The sequence below is a fragment of the Mesorhizobium sp. M2A.F.Ca.ET.046.03.2.1 genome (assembly GCF_003952425.1).
Classification (GTDB): Bacteria; Pseudomonadota; Alphaproteobacteria; order Rhizobiales; family Rhizobiaceae; genus Mesorhizobium.
The window spans coordinates 1,272,149-1,289,268 of record NZ_CP034449.1; the positions used below are offsets into that span (position 1 = coordinate 1,272,149).

The 17,120-nt window shown below is 59.0% G+C and carries 11 protein-coding genes and 3 pseudogenes; all 14 read right to left on the reverse strand.

The features are described 5' to 3' along the window. Positions 1 to 268 precede the first annotated feature (268 nt). The 14 genes and pseudogenes from EJ072_RS06155 to EJ072_RS06215 all read right to left on the reverse strand — a co-directional run bounded on the left by EJ072_RS06155 (position 269) and on the right by EJ072_RS06215 (position 16,258). Positions 269 to 2,284: a carbamoyltransferase gene (locus tag EJ072_RS06155; RefSeq protein ID WP_126083522.1), complete on the reverse strand. Its 2,016-nt coding sequence runs from the start codon at positions 2,282 to 2,284 to the stop codon at positions 269 to 271. 291 nt (positions 2,285 to 2,575) lie between these two features. Beyond that, positions 2,576 to 3,364 carry an ABC transporter permease gene (locus EJ072_RS06160; RefSeq protein WP_126078972.1) on the reverse strand — a complete coding sequence of 263 codons (789 nt, stop codon included), beginning with the start codon at positions 3,362 to 3,364 and terminating at the stop codon, positions 2,576 to 2,578. 3 nt (positions 3,365 to 3,367) lie between these two features. Beyond that, on the reverse strand, positions 3,368 to 4,390 hold the full coding sequence (gene nodI, locus EJ072_RS06165) for a nodulation factor ABC transporter ATP-binding protein NodI (RefSeq protein ID WP_126083523.1): 1,023 nt from the start codon (positions 4,388 to 4,390) through the stop codon (positions 3,368 to 3,370). Positions 4,391 to 4,433: 43 nt separating this feature from the next. After that, positions 4,434 to 5,198, reverse strand: a pseudogene (locus EJ072_RS06170) (glycosyltransferase family 2 protein); the annotation flags it as partial. Between the two features lie 11 nt (positions 5,199 to 5,209). Continuing rightward, positions 5,210 to 6,153 (reverse strand): IS630 family transposase gene (locus EJ072_RS06175; RefSeq protein ID WP_189510039.1). Its coding sequence is split into 2 segments (ribosomal slippage): positions 5,210 to 5,817 and positions 5,817 to 6,153, totalling 945 coding nucleotides; the frame shifts between segments, so codons are not numbered across the junction. 87 nt (positions 6,154 to 6,240) lie between these two features. Continuing rightward, a pseudogene (locus EJ072_RS06180) lies at positions 6,241 to 6,753 on the reverse strand (glycosyltransferase family 2 protein); the annotation flags it as partial. A gap of 127 nt (positions 6,754 to 6,880) precedes the next feature. Continuing rightward, complete coding sequence (locus EJ072_RS06185) at positions 6,881 to 7,474, reverse strand: NodA family N-acyltransferase (RefSeq protein WP_126078973.1); 594 nt, start codon at positions 7,472 to 7,474, stop codon at positions 6,881 to 6,883. A 791-nt stretch (positions 7,475 to 8,265) separates the two neighbouring features. Further along, a complete protein-coding gene (gene ubiM / locus EJ072_RS06190) occupies positions 8,266 to 9,447 on the reverse strand; it encodes a 5-demethoxyubiquinol-8 5-hydroxylase UbiM (protein WP_126078974.1) in 1,182 nt (393 codons plus the stop codon). Continuing rightward, the gene (locus EJ072_RS06195; protein WP_126078975.1) at positions 9,447 to 9,656 is read right to left on the reverse strand and encodes a hypothetical protein; all 210 of its coding nucleotides are present in this window, start codon (positions 9,654 to 9,656) and stop codon (positions 9,447 to 9,449) included. The genes ubiM and EJ072_RS06195 overlap by 1 nt, the downstream gene beginning before the upstream one ends. Positions 9,657 to 9,860: 204 nt before the next feature. Continuing rightward, positions 9,861 to 10,835, reverse strand: a complete 975-nt coding sequence (locus tag EJ072_RS06200; RefSeq protein WP_126078976.1) for a hypothetical protein — start codon at positions 10,833 to 10,835, stop codon at positions 9,861 to 9,863. Positions 10,836 to 11,490: 655 nt separating this feature from the next. Beyond that, complete coding sequence (locus EJ072_RS06205; protein WP_126078977.1) at positions 11,491 to 12,906, reverse strand: mannose-1-phosphate guanylyltransferase/mannose-6-phosphate isomerase; 1,416 nt, start codon at positions 12,904 to 12,906, stop codon at positions 11,491 to 11,493. Beyond that, complete coding sequence (locus tag EJ072_RS06210; protein WP_126078978.1) at positions 12,906 to 14,336, reverse strand: phosphomannomutase; 1,431 nt, start codon at positions 14,334 to 14,336, stop codon at positions 12,906 to 12,908. Before EJ072_RS06210 ends, EJ072_RS06205 begins: the two co-directional genes overlap by 1 nt. A gap of 461 nt (positions 14,337 to 14,797) precedes the next feature. After that, positions 14,798 to 15,015, reverse strand: a pseudogene (locus tag EJ072_RS36575) (IS481 family transposase); the annotation flags it as partial. Between the two features lie 1,048 nt (positions 15,016 to 16,063). Next, positions 16,064 to 16,258, reverse strand: coding sequence for a hypothetical protein (locus EJ072_RS06215; protein WP_126078979.1), 195 nt, complete (start codon positions 16,256 to 16,258; stop codon positions 16,064 to 16,066). Between the last annotated feature and the right edge of the window lie 862 nt (positions 16,259 to 17,120).

Below are 17,120 nucleotides of genomic sequence, written 5' to 3' on the forward strand. Positions count from 1 at the left end.
TCGCCGACGCCTCGAAGCGCGCCATTGTGCGGGACTCCAGATCCGCGACATGCCTTGCGCAGGTCGTGTGAGCGCCAGGCCGAGGCTGAAGTCCATATAGTTGGCGCGGCACCAGTCGAAGACCTGCGGATTGCAATAAATGGCTGTGGATCAGGATCCGGGTGTTCGGCCAATTGCTCCGGATCCCCGCACCAGGCGGCCTGTCATAGGAAGGTTCTTGGATGCACCGGTGTTTCGGCAGCTTGTATCGGTCGTCCAGGCTCTGGCATCATTTCTGGTGGACCCGAACAGCTTGTGAGGGGTGCATCCGAACGTGGCGCTGCTCCCACAATCGTCTCAGCTCTGATGTGAGAGCCTCGCGCTTGGCTTGATCCAGCGTAATCGTGTCGAGCAGATCCGCGAGCACGGCCTCGCCTTCGATCCGCGTCAGCAGATCGAACAAGTCATGTGATATACGCGCACAGTCACGGTTATCCGTTCGAATTTCGCAGACGGTCTCCTGGCGATCCTGCGCCGTGTATTCGCGGACTTTATGCAGGGATACATAAGGCGGCAATGAAACCGCGAGCGCAGTCCAGTCCTGCAGCGTTGCGGCCCGTTTTTTGACGAGGTACGGCCCGACCACAAGTCCATCCAGCTCTGTCGTCAAGAACGTGGCAATCGAGTCTGCAACTGAATCTACGATCGGCTCGGCATTGTTGTTAAAGGACGTGTTGAGCAGCATTGGGATGCCCGTCCGCTGCTTGAAGGCATTGATGAGGTTCCAGTAGGCAGGACTGGCCTTGCGCGATACTGTTTGCAGCCGAGCCGTACCGTCGACGTGCGTGATGGCGCCGAGCAAACCACGTTTGGAATCGTGCACACGAACTACGAAGTTCATGAACGGAAATTCGCACGCGCTCCCCGGGAGGTCAAAAAATTCGCGCGCATCCTCCTCCAGCACTGATGGGGCGAACGGGCGATACCCTTCCCGCTTCTTGACCATAGCGTTGATCCGGTCCTTGTTTGTGGCGGGCCTGGGGTCGGCAAGAATGCTGCGATTTCCGAGCGCGCGCGGCCCGAACTCCGAACGACCTTGCACCCAGCCGATCACGGCGCCACCCGCCATCCACTCGGCTGCCCTATCCGCCACTTCCTCGGTGCGTTCAAACTCCAGGTGCCCCGCCCATGCCTTTAGTTCCTCTTCGACAGCGTGATCACTCGCGAGATCCGGCCCCCAATAAACCTCCTGCAATCGCGCACGCGGCGCGGGGCGGCCCAGCTCATTAGACGCGATTAGTGCAGCGCCAAGTGCGCACCCAGCATCATGCGATGCGGGCTGCACGAAGATGTCTTCGAAAAGTCCTGAATAGAGCAGCTTGCCGTTCATGGAGCAATTGTGCGCGACTCCCCCGGCCAGGCACAACCGCGTCATCCCGGTGGCCTCACGATAATGCCGAAGAATGTGAAACACGATGCGTTCGAGCGCCTCCTGTAACGACGCACTCACATCCTTGTGTTGCTGGGTGAATGGCATTCCCTTTTGCCGAACCTGAATGCTGCGGAGCAAAGTCGGGCCGATGCGGTCCAGGTGGACGCGATACTCGCCGTTTGCTGACAGTTCATAGAACTGCTCGAAAAGCTCGCGATAGGGAACGGGATCGCCGTAGGGGGCAAGCCCCATTACCTTATACTCATCGAACAAGCCGTAGCCGAGATACCGGATCGTCTCGAGATAAAATTGCCCAAGGGAATTGTTCTCTGGGAAAGTCGCTAGTTGCTTAATTTCAGTACCGGATCCTATCGCCATGAGGCCCGACAGGAAATCACCAGAGCCATCGACCGCAAAAATCAGACTTTGCTCGAAGCCCGACATTGCAAAAGCACTCACGGCGTGCGCCTGATGGTGACTTACGAACGAGATGCGCGAAGCGTCAAGTTCGGTACCGAATTCCTGCGCCAACAGCTTCTGCACCAACAGTTTAGCATCCAACGGAATGGAGGCATCCGGCTGGGAAACAAGCATGTTTTCCAGCATGGCATTCGAGTAGGCTTCGGTAGCGTAGAACGCCACACGATCGATTTCGCTGAGCTGAACCCCGGCTGCTGAAAGACAGTATTGAGCCGCACTAATTGGGAGCTTGTTGGAATGTTTGATCCGATTGAGGCGCTCTTCTTCTACTGCCGCAATGACCTGTCCGTCCCGGACGAGCACCGCAGCGCCATCGTGCATGAATGTGTTCGGAATCTGAAACCTGTTTTCATAGACTTTGTCCAATCCGCCGTTCAATCCTAGACACAGCATCTTGCTCTCCATTTGTCGTGTGGAATACTAAATGGGCCTGTCTCGAGGCGGTCCGATCAAAAGACCGGCTGCGTTGTCATTCGCCCCCCGGCTAACGCCAGTCAGACATCACTGACCTCAAAGAATTCTCTTGGGTCCACCGGGATCAACATAAGATCCTGTGCTCGAGACGCCGGTTGTTCCATAGCGTTGTGAGATTGAATCGACGCCAGCTAAACCCTTCGCGGCACATGCTGGCGATGTCGTTTTATTTGCGTCCATAGCGCATAATTTATCTCCTTCTCTTTCGCGTCAGCGCATCAGTCGGCGGCGCAACAGCGCCATCGAGAGAAAGAATGGCAAGAGTGCGTACAGGCCGAGCACACCGATGTGCAGGGCGATGCCGGCGATCGGGCGATCAAGCATAATCGGGCGAATGAGGTCGATCGAATGTGACAGCGGCATGCACCGCGCTATCTTCTGAAAGGCCTCAGGCAGCTGATTCAATGGGAAAACGGCGCCCGACAGGAACAGCATAGGTGTGAGCACAAGCGTCTGGTAAAATACGAAGTAATCGTAACTGGGCGAAAGTGCGGTGACGATCATCGCGAGGCTCGCAAATACGCATCCCGTCAGAGCAATGATTGGCAGCCCATAGAGGACGGACGGCCAGGCTGCATAGCCCAACGTTACCGTGACAATTGTAATTGCCGTACCGGCCAGGAACGCCTTCGTGGCTGCCCAGGCCAGTTCACCCAATACGATGTCGCCGAGGGTGACGTGCGTGTACAGCATGGCTTCCCATGTACGTTGAGAATGCATGCGAGCGAAAGCCGAGTACAATGTTTCGAGGGTAGAGGCGGTCATCGCACTTACCGCGACCATGCCGGCCGCCAAAAAGGCGATATACGACGCACCGTCGACGTGGCCGACCATTATGCCGAGACCGGTGCCGAGTCCGAAAAGATAGATCATCGGATCGGCGAGGTTACCGAGAATCGACACGAGTGCGACTTTCTTCCATGCCAGATAGTTGCGGCGCCACACCGCAACCCAGTTCCACGCATTGGCCGGCAGCGCCGCGGCAAAACCTTCAATCATCGTTCACTCCTCCATCTCGCGCCCGGTCAGCCGCAAGAAAACATCCTCGAGATTGGCTGGGCGCAGAAGAAGACGCAGACCTGCACGCTCCTGCAGTCGCGTGCGCACCTGGTCAGGGTCTGGCGCATAGCAATAAAGGGTTTCGCCGCTGATCTCGATGCGCTGAGAATGTGGCTTGACCAGCGAATGCAACTCGTGCGGATCGCCGCCGTAGATCTCCATGACCTGGCATCCTATATGCTTGTCGATAAGCGCCTGCGGGCGGCCTTCGGCGATGTTGCGACCTCTTTCGAGCACGCATAGCCGATCGCATAATCTCTCAGCCTCTTCCATGAAATGCGTCGTCAGGATAATCGTCTTGCCGCGTGCCAACAGGGCGCGCAGCCGCTCCCAGATCAGGTGGCGCGCGTGCGGATCGAGGCCGGTGGTCGGCTCGTCCATCACAATGAGCTGGGGGTCGTTGATCAAAGCCCGCGCCATCGTCAGGCATCGCTTCATCCCGCCGGACAGTTCCGAGACACGCGCATCCGCCTTTCGCTCGAGGCGAGCGAATTCGAGAAGCGACGGGATAACCGCTTCGCTCTGGCGTGTGCTCATGCCGAAGTAGCGGCCGAACACCAGCAGGTTCTCGCGTACGGTGAATTCCTGGTCCAGATTGTCGAATTGCGGGACCACGCCAATGCCCCTGCGTGCCAGCCGAGCGCGCGCCGGCACCGGGACGCCGAGCACCGTGATCGTGCCCGCGTCGGGGCATGTCATGCCAAGGAGCATGCGCGCTATCGTGCTTTTGCCCGCCCCGTTTGGTCCGAGGAGGCCGAAACACTCGCCCGACGCAACGCTGAACGACAGATCGTCGACAACGACCTTGTTCCCATACGACTTGGTTACGCCGGCAAAATCGACAGCGACGGTCGACAGAGACTCAGGCAGGGAGCTTTTCGCACTTGTTTGCCCGTGAGACTTCCGTTCGATCGGACCAGTCTCGAGCCGCCGCAAATCCTCATGGCCCAACTTCCCACTCAACACTTGATGTTCCTGGTCCTGGCTCAAAGCTCTTCCACCTACGTGACTATTGCTGTTCGCTGTAAGTTGCGTCAGGTCTCACCAAGTTGTTCTTTGGAATGGCGCCACCCGTGTTTGACACATTGGCCGCAGAGCCTCGCGATAACCAATCGCTATTGCTCAATGTACACAGCGCGTATGCTTTCAATGGGAGCAAGAGAAAAATGTTGATGAGTGTGTGGAGCGAGAATCCGAGAAATCGAAGTTGGCGCGAACGAAACGCTGCCACGCTGCAGCGAATAAAAGTCATGACTGCGATCGTCAGGCATGCCGTCCAAGGCACGGTACCTGTCGTTACGAATTGCGCGAGCCCCGCCAGGAGCGACAAAGACAGCAATAATGGGCCAAGATTCTGCCCAATCACGTCCAATGTGAGATAAATATTAAGGCCGCGCAGCAGTGGGAGCCCCAGCAACGTGTCACGGAACGTGCTCCGGGCCCAGCGAAGTTGTTGACGCAGATAAGGCCCCATGCTGTTGGGAACGACTGTTGCCGCGATGGCCTCCGGGACATATTCTGTTCTAAAGCCTGCTTTCAGCATCAAGATCGTAAGGTGGCGGTCCTCACCGAAGTCGCTCGGCTTCCCTCGAAAGCGCTGCGTCTCGTACTGATCCAGCAGCGAAACGAGCGCGGTTCGCCGGTACATGGCACACGGACCGCAGCAACACATGACGGCACCGAACCGAGCCTGCGCTGCCCGCTCTTCGTTGCAAGCGAGCCAGTATTCCATGTCAATTAACCGCGTCAGCCAAGTTTCATTGCGATTGCTAGAGCGCGTCCTGTTTAATCCGGTTCATATCCTGCGGCTTTGAAGTAGTTGGCACATTCGGCTGGGGTGAAGAGGTCGACGACCGCACCGACCGCGTCCCACAAAGCGTTGATGGTCCTCTCGGCCTTTGCTCGCAGCAGCGCCTTGAGTTTGGCGAAGGCGTTCTCAATCGGATTGAAGTCGGGACTGTAAGGCGGCAGGTAGAGCAGGCTCGCGCCTGCGGCCTCAATCGCGTCGCGCACGCCGGCGGCCTTGTGGGCGGGCAGGTTGTCCATGACGACTACGTCGCCCTCCGACAATGTCGGGACCAGCACCTGTTCGACATAGGCCAGGAACACGTTGCCGTTCATGGCGCCGTCGTAGACGAAGGGCGCAGTCATGCCCGTCAGCCGCAGCGCTCCGGTGAAGGTCGTGGTCTTCCAGTGGCCATGCGGCACGCCGGCCCGGCAGCGCTCGCCGCGCGGCGCTCTTCCACGCAGGCGGGCCATCTTTGTGGAGAGGCCGGTCTCATCGATGAACACGAGCTTCGCCGGATCGAGGTCGAGCTGGCCGTCGAACCAGTCCCGGCGCCGGTTCAGGATGTCGGGGCGATCCTGCTCCAGTGCGTGCGCGGACTTTTTTTGAATGTCCAGCCGTGGCGGCGAAGCCAGGCGCTCAAGGCGCTGCGGCTGATGCGCACCGACTGCTCGGCGACGAGCCGCTCCACCATCTCGTTCAGCGTGATGTCCTTGCGCTCCTCGATCAGCCTGACGATGAAGGGTTCATGCGCATCGAGGCTGGAGGCGCGGCGGCGGCCCTGCGGGCGGGGCGCCAGTTCGCCGATCTTCGCCCGCGCAATCCAGCGGATCGCGCTGGACACTCCCACGCCGAACCGCGCCGCCGCTTGCCGCGCCGACATGCCCTCGTCCGAAGCCTTCAAGACCCGCGACCGAAGATCCATGCTCAATGCTTTTCCCATCGTCAACCTCCATCGAGGTGGACGTTGAATCAGCACAAAACGCAGCCGTCACATCACAATCGATTCATCGATCACAGGAAGTGCTCTAGCCGCCAACTGGCCCATGGCGGCGCCGATCGCTTGATCTTGCATCTTTAGCGCAAGCCTTGTGATGACGTCCGGTGCGAGTATCGTGTCCGAATCCACATTGAGCACCAAATCTCCGCACGAGCGGCGAACCGCCGCAATCTGTGCCTTGCGCTTTCCGACATTCTTTGGGAGCGCAATGAAGTTGAACCTCGGGTCTCGCGCGTATTCCTCGTGTACATCTATGAGGGCATCGCGGTTTCCAGAACCGTCATCAACAACATAGACCTTCAATTCTCCGGCATAGTCCTGACTTGCGATGGAAGCCAGGCAGTCCGAGAGGGTGCGAGGTGCCTCGTTGTAACTCGGGATAATGACATCGACGCTCGGCCAAGGCTCACAGCCGGCCGGTTCGCCCGACGTCGGCGGTACGTTTGCAGGCAGGGTATGAAGAACCTGCGCGGTCTTATAGACGGTCGACAGCAGCGCATAAGAGCAGACGGCGACAATACTGGCTGGAACAAAGAGGTTCATGAGATGTCAGATTTTTCAGTGCATTTGAGGAAGCGAGCGGACAATAAATCCGTGGTCAAGGCTGGGTTCAGATCGGTCAATGCGATGAGGGGCGGGTCGCGGTGACTGATATCATTGCGGGTGTCCCTCATAGCTCTGGACCGTTCCGATCGATCAAAGTGCCGGCCGGCCACTGGCTCATTGAGCGTCCAATTGGGAGCACCATGACGAGCACGTCGTCGTCGACTCGCGTGGGAGGAAGATCGGGGTACACGTCCGGGTGGGTTGAACGCACGCGGACGCCCGATAAAATGCTTGCCAAGCCTTTGCGGCAAAACCTGCCAACATGGTTCCGGAGCGCGGGCCGAACCGTGCCGAAAGCGAATGGAACGCCAAGCTGCTGCAGCACTGGATACATCGCGCTGATCGAATGGGCGATTCCTAGCCCCTCAAGATCCGGACGCACCCCGTACAGACCGAGTTCAGCGACAAGCAGATCAGCGTCGCCAACTTTGATGTATCGGCGCAGCACGCCCAAGTGAGCTGCTACTCCGTGCACATCATAGCCGATTGCGCGGACCTCCGGCCTTGCACCGGCCCAACTTCGACCGCCTGCGAAAGCCTTTGCACTAAAGGCTCCGACAGGCTCATAGATCTTCTGGAAGAACTCAGAGAGTTCGAGATGATCGGAAAGCCGCAACTCATTTTCCCAGCACAACCTCCACTGCACGTCAGAGCGCATGCGAAGACTTCCTCTTTTTCGGGTTCTTTTGCGCACTACGCGGTTGGTGGAGCGGCGGTGCATGTCATGTGGGCGGTCTATGAACGACCTGCACAGATTGGTAAAATTGATTGTTTAGATCGCCAGCATCCACGCTTTGGATGCTAAAACCATGCGTTTCAAAGGCCTTGCTCTGAACCTTCTGGTCGTGCTCGATTGGGCCGATAGAGCGACGGCGCCGACGGCAGCTGTCGGTGACACAACCTGCTTCAAGACGGCCAGCGCGTGGCTGCGCCTCGTGCCGAAGCAGCGGTCAAGTGGAGCATGAGCCCGACTGTCAGGCGTCAGCAAACACTGCGACCGTTGGGGCACGGTCGCAGCTCTGGTTGGCCGGCGGCAACAGGATCCCGGGAAGCCTCTGACTCGACAAGTTGCGGCAAGGCGGCATGCCGATTGCGCGATTGTCGCGCTCGCCAATAGGAATTCAATGCTCTCGAGTGTTGCCGGTCAACCGGACTGTCGGTGAAAGCACCTGAGGGCGGAAAGAAGGGCGGCCCGGATGGCGAGGTCGCCTGATAGGCGGCGCAGGTTGTCGTCTTGAGCTGCCTCCTGTCCAGTCGATTTGACGAGGGGCTGCGATGCCGTTGCCGTGGACCGCTGCTTCCAATGGGCGCGGTGGACAGGTCTCGTATGCCGGCTGCGCCGTATCCAGCTGAGAACGACGTGCGTGCAAGCAGGAGCCGGCTGCGCGTTGCGCGGGTCAAAAATTGGCTACGCCGCCACGCTGATGATGACTCCAATGTGACCGGGGTTCACCGCCTCAGCATGGCCGCAATGCCATGACGGACAAAGGGAAGATGTTGTCCCAGGCGCAGCGCCACATGCCTTGCTAGCCGTGCCGCCGGATGCTCGCTTGAGTAGAGTCCGACGAGGATATTCGTAGCATGATAGAGCGGCGCCGCCGACAGGCGCAATCGGCTTTCATATCTGTGGAGCATGTCGGGATCGGCAATGTCGCGACGCTCAAGCCATGCTGTCTCGATAGCATGGGCGAGATGCTTCTGGCCGCCGAGGCCGATGTTGAAGCCATGCGCGGTCACCGGGTGCATGCCGATGGCAGCGTCGCCGATCAATGCGGCGCTCGGCGCCCGGAACCTGTGCGCCCAGGTTGTAACCAACGGGTAGATATGGCGTTGGCTTGCCAGGCTCATCTTGCCGAGGCGCCCTCGACAGCGCTTTGTCAATTCAATCAGGAACAACGCGTCGTCAAGGGCAAGCAGTCCGTCGGCCTCGTTTGAGGGCAAAGTCAAAAGCAGCGACGACACGCCTTGCGCGAGGGGCAACATCGCTACCGTCTGATGATGATCGAACCATTCGATCGCGATCTGGTTGTGGGGGCGCTCGTGCCTCACTCGGCAAATCAGCATCGAGTTGCCAAGCCGATTGATATCGGCGCCGATGCCGAGCAGATTGCGGGTGGCGGAAAATCGCGAATCGGCAGCAACGAGAAGCCGGGCGGTCAGTTGCCTGCCATTGGAGAGCGTTATGACTGCTCCCTGGCGGCTGTTTGTTGCACGCACGACCGAGTGGCCGCACAACAGCCGGGCGTGGCCCTGCAAGCGGATGATCTTGAAAAGGGCATCGCGGATCTGGCAATTCGGGACCAGAACGCCCAGTGGTTCTGCGGACCGGGCCGGCGAATCGAAACACAGCGCGAAGGGACTCGATCCGTTGAGGACGCGTGCGCCTTGAAGCGGTGACTTGTCCGAAGCGCTGATAACATCCCAGGCGCCGAGCTCGCGAAGGATGCCAATCGAGGCGTGGGTGAGCGCGATCTCGCGACCGTCGAAAGCCGGATTTGCCAGTCTTCCCAGGGACTGTCCTTCGACAACCGCCAGTTTGAACTCGCTGTGGGCAAGCGATGCGGCGAAGGAAAGACCGACCGGCCCGGCGCCAACCACAATGATGTCGAAGTTGTCGTCAAGGCTGGGCATCAGCGTGCCGCCTGCGCGTCGGCTCTCTTCGCGAAACGCTGCTGGAGTCGAGCCGTATGTCGCACATCGATCGCGCTGCGATCCATGGTCCGCCGCATCGCCTCAGGCGCGTTTCTCGCGTCGGTTCTGGCTGGTGAAGCGTCATTTGCCCGCCGTATGGTCCGGATTGTCAAGATGATGGGAGCGACGATCAGGCTGTCGGTCAGCACATGCGTTTCCCCTGAAGAACTGGCCGATCAAACCACGCCGACAAGGACATGGCTTTGATCTGGGTCAGTCGAGGCCCAACCGGAGGTCGGATGACCTCGATGCAGTGTGCTAGCTGATCCCATGACGACGCCATGGCACCCAGCTAGCCCAAGGGAGAACCAGGCGTGTGATCTGGGGAAAGCTGTTTCAGGATTTTTGCGAGATCAGCGAATGACCGGCTCGCCATGGAAGCGCCGGCGCGAGGGCGGCGACACGCCGAAGCCAACTTCCATCATCAATCGTGGCGTGCGCGAAGGCACGGTGCCCATATGGAAGCCAAAGGGATCCTCGACAAAGCCAAGGCCGGCTTCGCCGGTCAGCGTGACGGGGCTGTCATCGCCATAGACGTTGAGAACCTCATGCGCGGGATGGCCGACGAGCAGCGTCAGTTGATGCTTGAGGATCCGCCGCTTGTGGCTGCCCCGGACATAGACATGCGGGCCGGTGCCCTCGTCGACCGGCGCCAGATAGAAGAAGAATTTCAGCATCCGCCAGTCATCGAGATCGAAATGATACTTCCCCAGCGAGGCACGGTTCTTGTCGGCGTCGGAAGCCTGGCCGGTGGGAAAGCTCCACCACACGCGTGTGGTGATCAGTTTCGCCTGAGCGCCCAGATAATGCGCGGCGATGTCGAGCAGCAGCGGGTCGTTCTGGATTGCGACCGCTGCCTCGCAGCCGAGGATGCGTTCGAAATAGTGGCCGCTGAGCAAGGAACGGCCGAAACGCTTCTCGGCCCCGGCATGGTCCTCAGGCATGAATTCGAGACGCCGATCGAAATTGCCGAAACAAGGCGTGCACCGGGCGAAGGCGGCGATCTCCTCATGGATGAAAGTCGGAAGGACGAGCCCGCAAAACAGCCCATCCGACCGCAGCGCCTCGACAACGTCCTGGCGATCGACGCCGGCAAACATCGTGTCGTGGGCCTTTTGCGACACGCAAACCGGCTTTGCCCCACGCCAATGCATCCTGCGGGCCGGCATGGTGCGGGCCAGCACGAACATCGGCAGCCATGCCGGGTTCTCCCGAATGTCCGACAGATAGGTGGGAATGCGCACGGCGATGCGGCGCAGCACGCCGCCGTCTCGCGCGATTGCCTCGAGACTAGCGGTGCCGGATTTGTCAGGGCTCGAAAGGGTCATGAAGGTCCTCAGCTATGAATGCGATATCGACGAAGCCTCGGTTCTCGCTGCCCCGCCGCTGGGTTCCAAGCCCGATTCCCGCAGCGGAAGGACGTCTAGCTGGGGGTCGGATTTTGTGCAATGCACAATAGCCGTTGCGCGTGGCAAATGCTGTTAGGATCAATGTCCGAAGTTCGTCTGACAGAAGACCCCGCCGAGCCTTCGATCGAGAACAGCCGTATTTTTGAGATCGGGGCCCTATAAACGCCCCCTGAATGGCAACTCTGTTTCTGGGGAAGCTGGGGAAACGGTCGCCAAGTGCACCAACTCGCCATTGCTGATCGCGGTCGCTTTGAACGCAGTCTCTGCGGTGGTGTTCTGTCCTCGCCGTAAACTTGGGACCCCAAAACCTTCGCGAGGCACACGCATGAAGGGCATAGAGGTGCCATGCGCCGAAGGAACTGAGTTCCAAACTGTATTGAACGGGGACGTGCGACAGCGCAGGTAACGGACCGAATAGCTCTTTTAACCGGTATTTCGGCCGAATGGGAGCATCTTCACTGTTCCAGTAATCAATGCAATCTTCTCGCTTCAACTCGGCACGTCATTAGCTTAACGAGAAAACGGAAACCTCAACGAAGTACCCTTCTGATCATGACCTGTAGACGTTGGACTATCAGGCTCGACCGTATACGTCCTCAAACCGCACAATGTCATCTTCGCCTAGATATTCGCCGCTTTGGACCTCAATCATAACCAAGCCGATATTGCCGGGGTTCTCGAGCCGGTGTTTGTGGCCGCACGGGATATAGGTGGATTGATTGGTGGTCAGGAGTAGCTCCTGCTCGCCGTTGACAATCTTTGCGGTGCCGCTGACCACGACCCAGTGCTCGGAGCGGTGATGGTGCATCTGCAGGCTCAAGCGCCCGCCCGGGTTAACCTCGATGCGCTTGATCTTGAAGCGCTCGCTTTCCTCCAGAACCGTGTAGGTGCCCCAGGGCCGGTGCACGGTACCGTGAAGCAAGTGCGCTTCGTGTCCCGCAGCCTTGAGCCCCTCGAACAGTTTCTTGACGTCCTGGACGCGATCGCGGGATGCAACGAGCAGCGCATCGTGGGAATCGACAATCACCAGGTCGCTGACGCCCACCGTCCCTATGACTCGTTTGTCCGAGCTTATGTAGGTGTCGACCGTGTCCACTACATGGACATCGCCGCGGATCCTGTTGCCGCTCTCGTCGGGAGGGATCAGTTCGGCCATTGCGTTCCAGGAACCGATGTCGTTCCACCCCATCTCGCAAGGGACAACGGCGAGATTGTGCGCCTTTTCCATCACCGCCCGGTCGAGCGAGATGCGCGGAGCCACGGCGAGATGCTTTGCAGAGAGCTCGATGCTGGCGAAGCGCTCGCCGTCAATGATTGCGGCGTTCTCGTAGCTGCCGAGAACGGCATCGACCAGCTCCTTGCAATGCAGGGCCATCTCATCGAGCATGACTCGCGCTTTGAAGCAGAAGATGCCGGCGTTCCAGAAGAAACGTTTGGAGGCGACATAGGATTTGGCGGTTTCCACGTCCGGCTTCTCGACGAAACGGACGACTTTTTCGCCATCGGCCTCGATGTAGCCGAATGCCGTGTCCGGCCTTTCTGGATTTATGCCCAGGGTTGCAATGCGCCCCTGCCGCGCATGCTCGATCGCCCGACTGATGGCGCTTCCAAAGGCCGCCAGGTCACCGATCATCTGGTCCGCGGGAAAAATGCACAGGATTGCATCCGGCCCCTGTGTCGCCTTGGCGTGGATGGTCGCCGCGGCGACAGCGGCGGCCGTGTCCCTGCCCTCCGGCTCGAGCAGGAAGGTGCGCGGCAGCACGACGGAATCCAGCTCGTCAAAATGGTCTTTCGTGAGGAAGAGATGGTCCTTGGAGGTCACGGTGACGAGCTCGGCCGCCCCCACTATGGAAGCCGCGCGCAACACGCTGTGCTGAATGAGCGAATGCCCGTCCGCCATCTTGAGGAAAGGCTTGGGGTGCGACTGCCTGGAGGCGGGCCACAGCCGCGAGCCGGCTCCGCCGCTGATGATGACAGGAACCACTTTCATCAAATGCCCTCTACCGTCTGCGACGCGAATGCCTGTGCTCTTTTCAGCACCGAGGCGACGATCGTCGTGGCTCTGCTCTCGCTCGAAGCTTCCGAATAGCAGCGCAGTTCCGGTGCATTGCCGGAGGGCCGCAGGTGTATGATCTCGCCTGTGCGCATACGCACCCTGAAGCCGTCGGTTTTGTCGACTTCGGCTACAGTCCCGAACGGGGCGAGAAATTGCTGCAGCGCGTCGAGGTTTGCGAGGCGATCCATCAATCTGCTTGAACTCTCGGCGGAGAAATCCTGCAGCCGGTCGCTCGCGCATACCGGAAGCTTCCAGAGCTCGCGCAGTTGCGACAGCTTCTTCTTTGTCGATGCCATGGTACCGAGAACAGCCAGGATGGGGAGAAGGGAGTCCCGCGTCGGCAGGGCGGTCAAAGTCTTCCCGTTCGCCGTGTAATCCGACCCCAGGAGAACGCCACCATTGGCCTCGAAGCCGACAACGATGCTGCCGGCACGATGTGACGCCTCCATGGCTTCGATAACAAATGGTGACCCGACCTTTGTCCTCAGGACATCGAAGCCGAAAGCTTTCGAAATGCCGGAATTGGAGGTCACAGGCGTCACGACGGTATCCGCCTTCAGGAAGAGAGCCGTGGCGAGCCCAACCAGATCGCCGCGAAACAGATCGCCATTTTCATCGGCAATCAGTGGCCGATCAGCGTCCGCATCAGTCGACACGATGGCATCGAGATTGAATTCGCGGACCCATTCTTTCAATTTTGCAATCGTGGCTGCATCCACGGCTTCGGTATCGACAGGCACGAAAGTTTCGGTTTTCCCGACGGCGACCACGCCGGCGCCGAGCGATTGAAGAACTTCCACCAAAAGTATTGCTGCTACCGAACTGTGCCGGTAGACTCCAAGTCTCAGGCCGGAAAGGGAGCCCGGCTCCAGCATGTCATTGGCGCGCTCTCGATAACAGGCCATTGCTTCTTCATGGCGGATAGGCCACGTCGTTCCCAGAGGAGCGGGTGGCAAGTAATATGCATTTGATCTTTCGGCGACAAAGCGCGTAATCGCGGCCTCATCCGCCTTGCTGATCTCACCATTCGGGCCGTAGAATTTGATGCCGTTGCGACCGGCTGGAATGTGCGACCCAGTGACCATAAGAGCCGCCGCGCCGTGTCTGCGTGCATACAGTGCCAGGGCAGGCGTCGGTATGGCGCCGCAATCGATCGGCTGGAAACGATTTGCGGCCAACGCCGCCATGCAATTGTTGACTATCGCTTCACTGCTGCCACGCAGGTCGCGGCCTAGGAAGACCGAACTATTCGGCTGAACCTGGCTCGAACTCAAACGCCAGGCGAAAGCTTCAGTATAAAGCCCGCTGGCCCTGCCGAGCAATTCCGAATCCAAACCTCGAACGCCGCTTGACCCGAACTTCATGACTTCGCTTTGCTGTGGACAGGTAAGGTGGGATAATATTGCGGTGGGGTAGTAGCTTCTATTGAAAGCGCATCGTTCTCAGCCACCTGCTATTCAGACGTGAGGTCTCTTCAGCATGGTAACGGCCGACCAAATTTGCAGAACGACCCAAACAGGAGCTCAGAACGGAAGTTAGGGCCTCCACTGGCAGTCAGGGGCATCCATAGCTCTCCTTCTATCGGAATCTCTTGGCGCGCTCATCTAATGGTCAAGGCAGGGAGTGATCGGTCTGTGCCCGCCGGTACTTCGCTATGCAGCATCATGACGTATCGGTAAACTTGGTTGTTTGGATGGCATGCATCCATGGCATGGATTGGGAAGCCTTCTTGATCAGCGCCGTAGAACCCTGCGATTTAGCTAATGGATTAAGGTCGGCTCGATGTGGAGCTTCCGCCCGAGCTTGCGGCAAACCTTGGCAAGGTCTTGGACCTGTAGCAGGGGCCGTTATGGTCAACGCCCGACGGTAATCCCGAGACCGGCACAGAGGGCGAGAGCAGCCTTGAGGAAAGGCGGAGGCGCTTTCCTTCTTCTCGTCGGCAAGATTTGCGAGAAGGCGACACGTCAAAGGGTCATCGATGCAGACATGGACGAACTCCCATCCGATGCCGCGGCTGTTGGATTGTTCCTTTCGATCGCCGGTGGCCGAGATACGAGCGGCTTGCGTAGGCGGGGCGGGGCGCCCATGAAGGCAACTTTTATATCGATGCTTGCAATTTCTACTAAGAACCAAACCAGCCGCAATTTAAGTGGCTGAGTATGAGGCCTTTAGCGGGTTTAATCGTACCCCAGGGGACGACTGTCGGCGCCGACAAATATTATACAGCCCTGTGTCAGGAAAGATCGACAACGATGCGCCAAAACGCCAGCAGGTGTTGCTGCCGGCGCTGAGGACGGTCTCAGAACCAGCATTCATAACGGGGGGTTTTTGTATTCAAAATTTATTCAAAAAAATGGGCTGGATTGGTAAGCCCGCCTCAGGCTACGCCAGATGGCTACATCTGGAATATGCCACCCCCAGCGGTGGTATAGGTGGCCAAAACAGAAGAGAAAGGCAGCGACGTCAATTGAGGCGCTCATCTCGTCCGCGACGCCTTCGTCGATGCTTCGATGTGGCCTATCTTGTGACGAATGATACCGATCTAGTCGAACCCATCAGGATTGTAACCCAAGAGGTCTGCGTCGTCGGTGTAGTGTTTGAGCGATGACACAACGGGGCGACGATACAAACTTGCTTGCCGAAGCCGGCCGCGCGGCGTCGTTCCCGTGCCGTCCCCCTCTCTAGAAGCGAGGTGGCGGCATCGCAGTTTCCGGATGTGGTGCTTAGGGGGAAGAAGCCGATCAATAAACCGGCTACTTGGGTCTAGGGTGCCGCATTCATCCCGCTGGTTTGGGGTGGGTCGCGGGAGCGATTCACTTTTCGTTCACGATATTAGCGCAAGCTAACGTAAGGTCATGCTGGTACAGCGTACATGCCTGAAAGCCCTAGCGCCGATCACCCTCTGCGCTGGGGCTTTTCTGTGTCTCCAGACGGTGTGAGTTCTGGAGGTGCTTGCGGGACTGTTCAAGGGCAAGCCGCGATTGCTCGACCTTCAATCTTGCATCTTCCACTTCGGCGCGGGTGCGGCCAATCAAGCGGCGCGCGCTATCGACAAGCCGCCGTTGTGTTCCCCATGGATGCATCTCTTGGATCACCGGGCAACCCCTTCAAGTTCTGCGGATAGCTGGTCGGGATCAATCAAGCCTCGCCGGTAAAGCGCCAGGACTTTAAGCGCTATGCGCTCGCGCTCATGATCGCCTGCGACCGCGTGCTTCGCACAACGGTCGTTCAGGGCTTTCGTGAGAATTGCGAGTTGGGCGGAATCCGCCACACCGTATGCCGACATGCTCGTCTCCCCAGACGGACGACAGGAAGACGATACACCCAGAAAAAGTCAGAACCGAGTCAATTCCGTGCGACCTCAGTCGCGCATTACAGCTGACATGAACATATTACCCGCTATCTCATTGTTGTTTCCGGGCGGGCGGTTTGAGTGCCTTCGCGCCAGTCGAAATGCCAAAGCTAAAACATTCGCTGCGCCTTGCCTTAGATTCCCATGCCCTGTCGAGGGGGCCGACGTCTCGCATCGCGATACGGAAGGTGAGCGCCTGGTCTCCGCCGGGGCACGGCGAGGACAGGTCGCTACCGGCCGCCCTGATGCGCGAGCGCGTCCCCCGCAGCGTCTTCTTGCCAGGATGTGAGCCGCACAGCGCGTGCAAGAGGCGGCCTTCGCCGTCAGAAAGGGCCCGCTCAAGGCATCCCGCGCTATGACGTTCCTGGCTATTGTCAGCAGGTCGCCGAAGTTGCAGCGGATCCACGCGTGCCCAGGGTGATCATCGACGCCGACAGAGCCGCGCCCAGCCGCCCACGGTGCCGACAACAACGCCCGCAGGCGCAACAACCCGGTCTGTCCCTGTCAATCCGCGTCTCTCGAGGACAGTCACGCATCGCCCACAGCAGCCCAAATCGAAATCCCCATAGCTCACCGCCTTGGCTCGCGGGTTCCTTCCTCGGGACTTTCGCACGCCTGCCGGCGCCACAAACTCATCACGGAACCGGACCAGCTAGTTGCGGCGTGAACTGCCTAAAAGCGGACCTTTCACTGCGAAATCGGGGTGGTGCTGAAAGCGAGACGCTTGGCCGGTAGGCGGCCAGCTGTCACAGCAAAGGGCCTCTAACCACGACAACTGACAATTTGCGTCCCGCTG

Bases quoted from the DNA above. Each gene is read 5' to 3' on its own strand.
- EJ072_RS06155 (WP_126083522.1), bottom strand. From the start codon at position 2,284: ATGCTGTGTCTAGGATTGAACGGCGGATTGGACAAAGTCTATGAAAAC.
- EJ072_RS06160 (WP_126078972.1), bottom strand. From the start codon at position 3,364: ATGATTGAAGGTTTTGCCGCGGCGCTGCCGGCCAATGCGTGGAACTGG.
- EJ072_RS06185 (WP_126078973.1), bottom strand. From the start codon at position 7,474: ATGCGCTCTGACGTGCAGTGGAGGTTGTGCTGGGAAAATGAGTTGCGG.
- ubiM (WP_126078974.1), bottom strand. From the start codon at position 9,447: ATGCCCAGCCTTGACGACAACTTCGACATCATTGTGGTTGGCGCCGGG.
- EJ072_RS06200 (WP_126078976.1), bottom strand. From the start codon at position 10,835: ATGACCCTTTCGAGCCCTGACAAATCCGGCACCGCTAGTCTCGAGGCA.
- EJ072_RS06205 (WP_126078977.1), bottom strand. From the start codon at position 12,906: ATGAAAGTGGTTCCTGTCATCATCAGCGGCGGAGCCGGCTCGCGGCTG.
- EJ072_RS06210 (WP_126078978.1), bottom strand. From the start codon at position 14,336: ATGAAGTTCGGGTCAAGCGGCGTTCGAGGTTTGGATTCGGAATTGCTC.
- EJ072_RS06215 (WP_126078979.1), bottom strand. From the start codon at position 16,258: ATGTCGGCATACGGTGTGGCGGATTCCGCCCAACTCGCAATTCTCACG.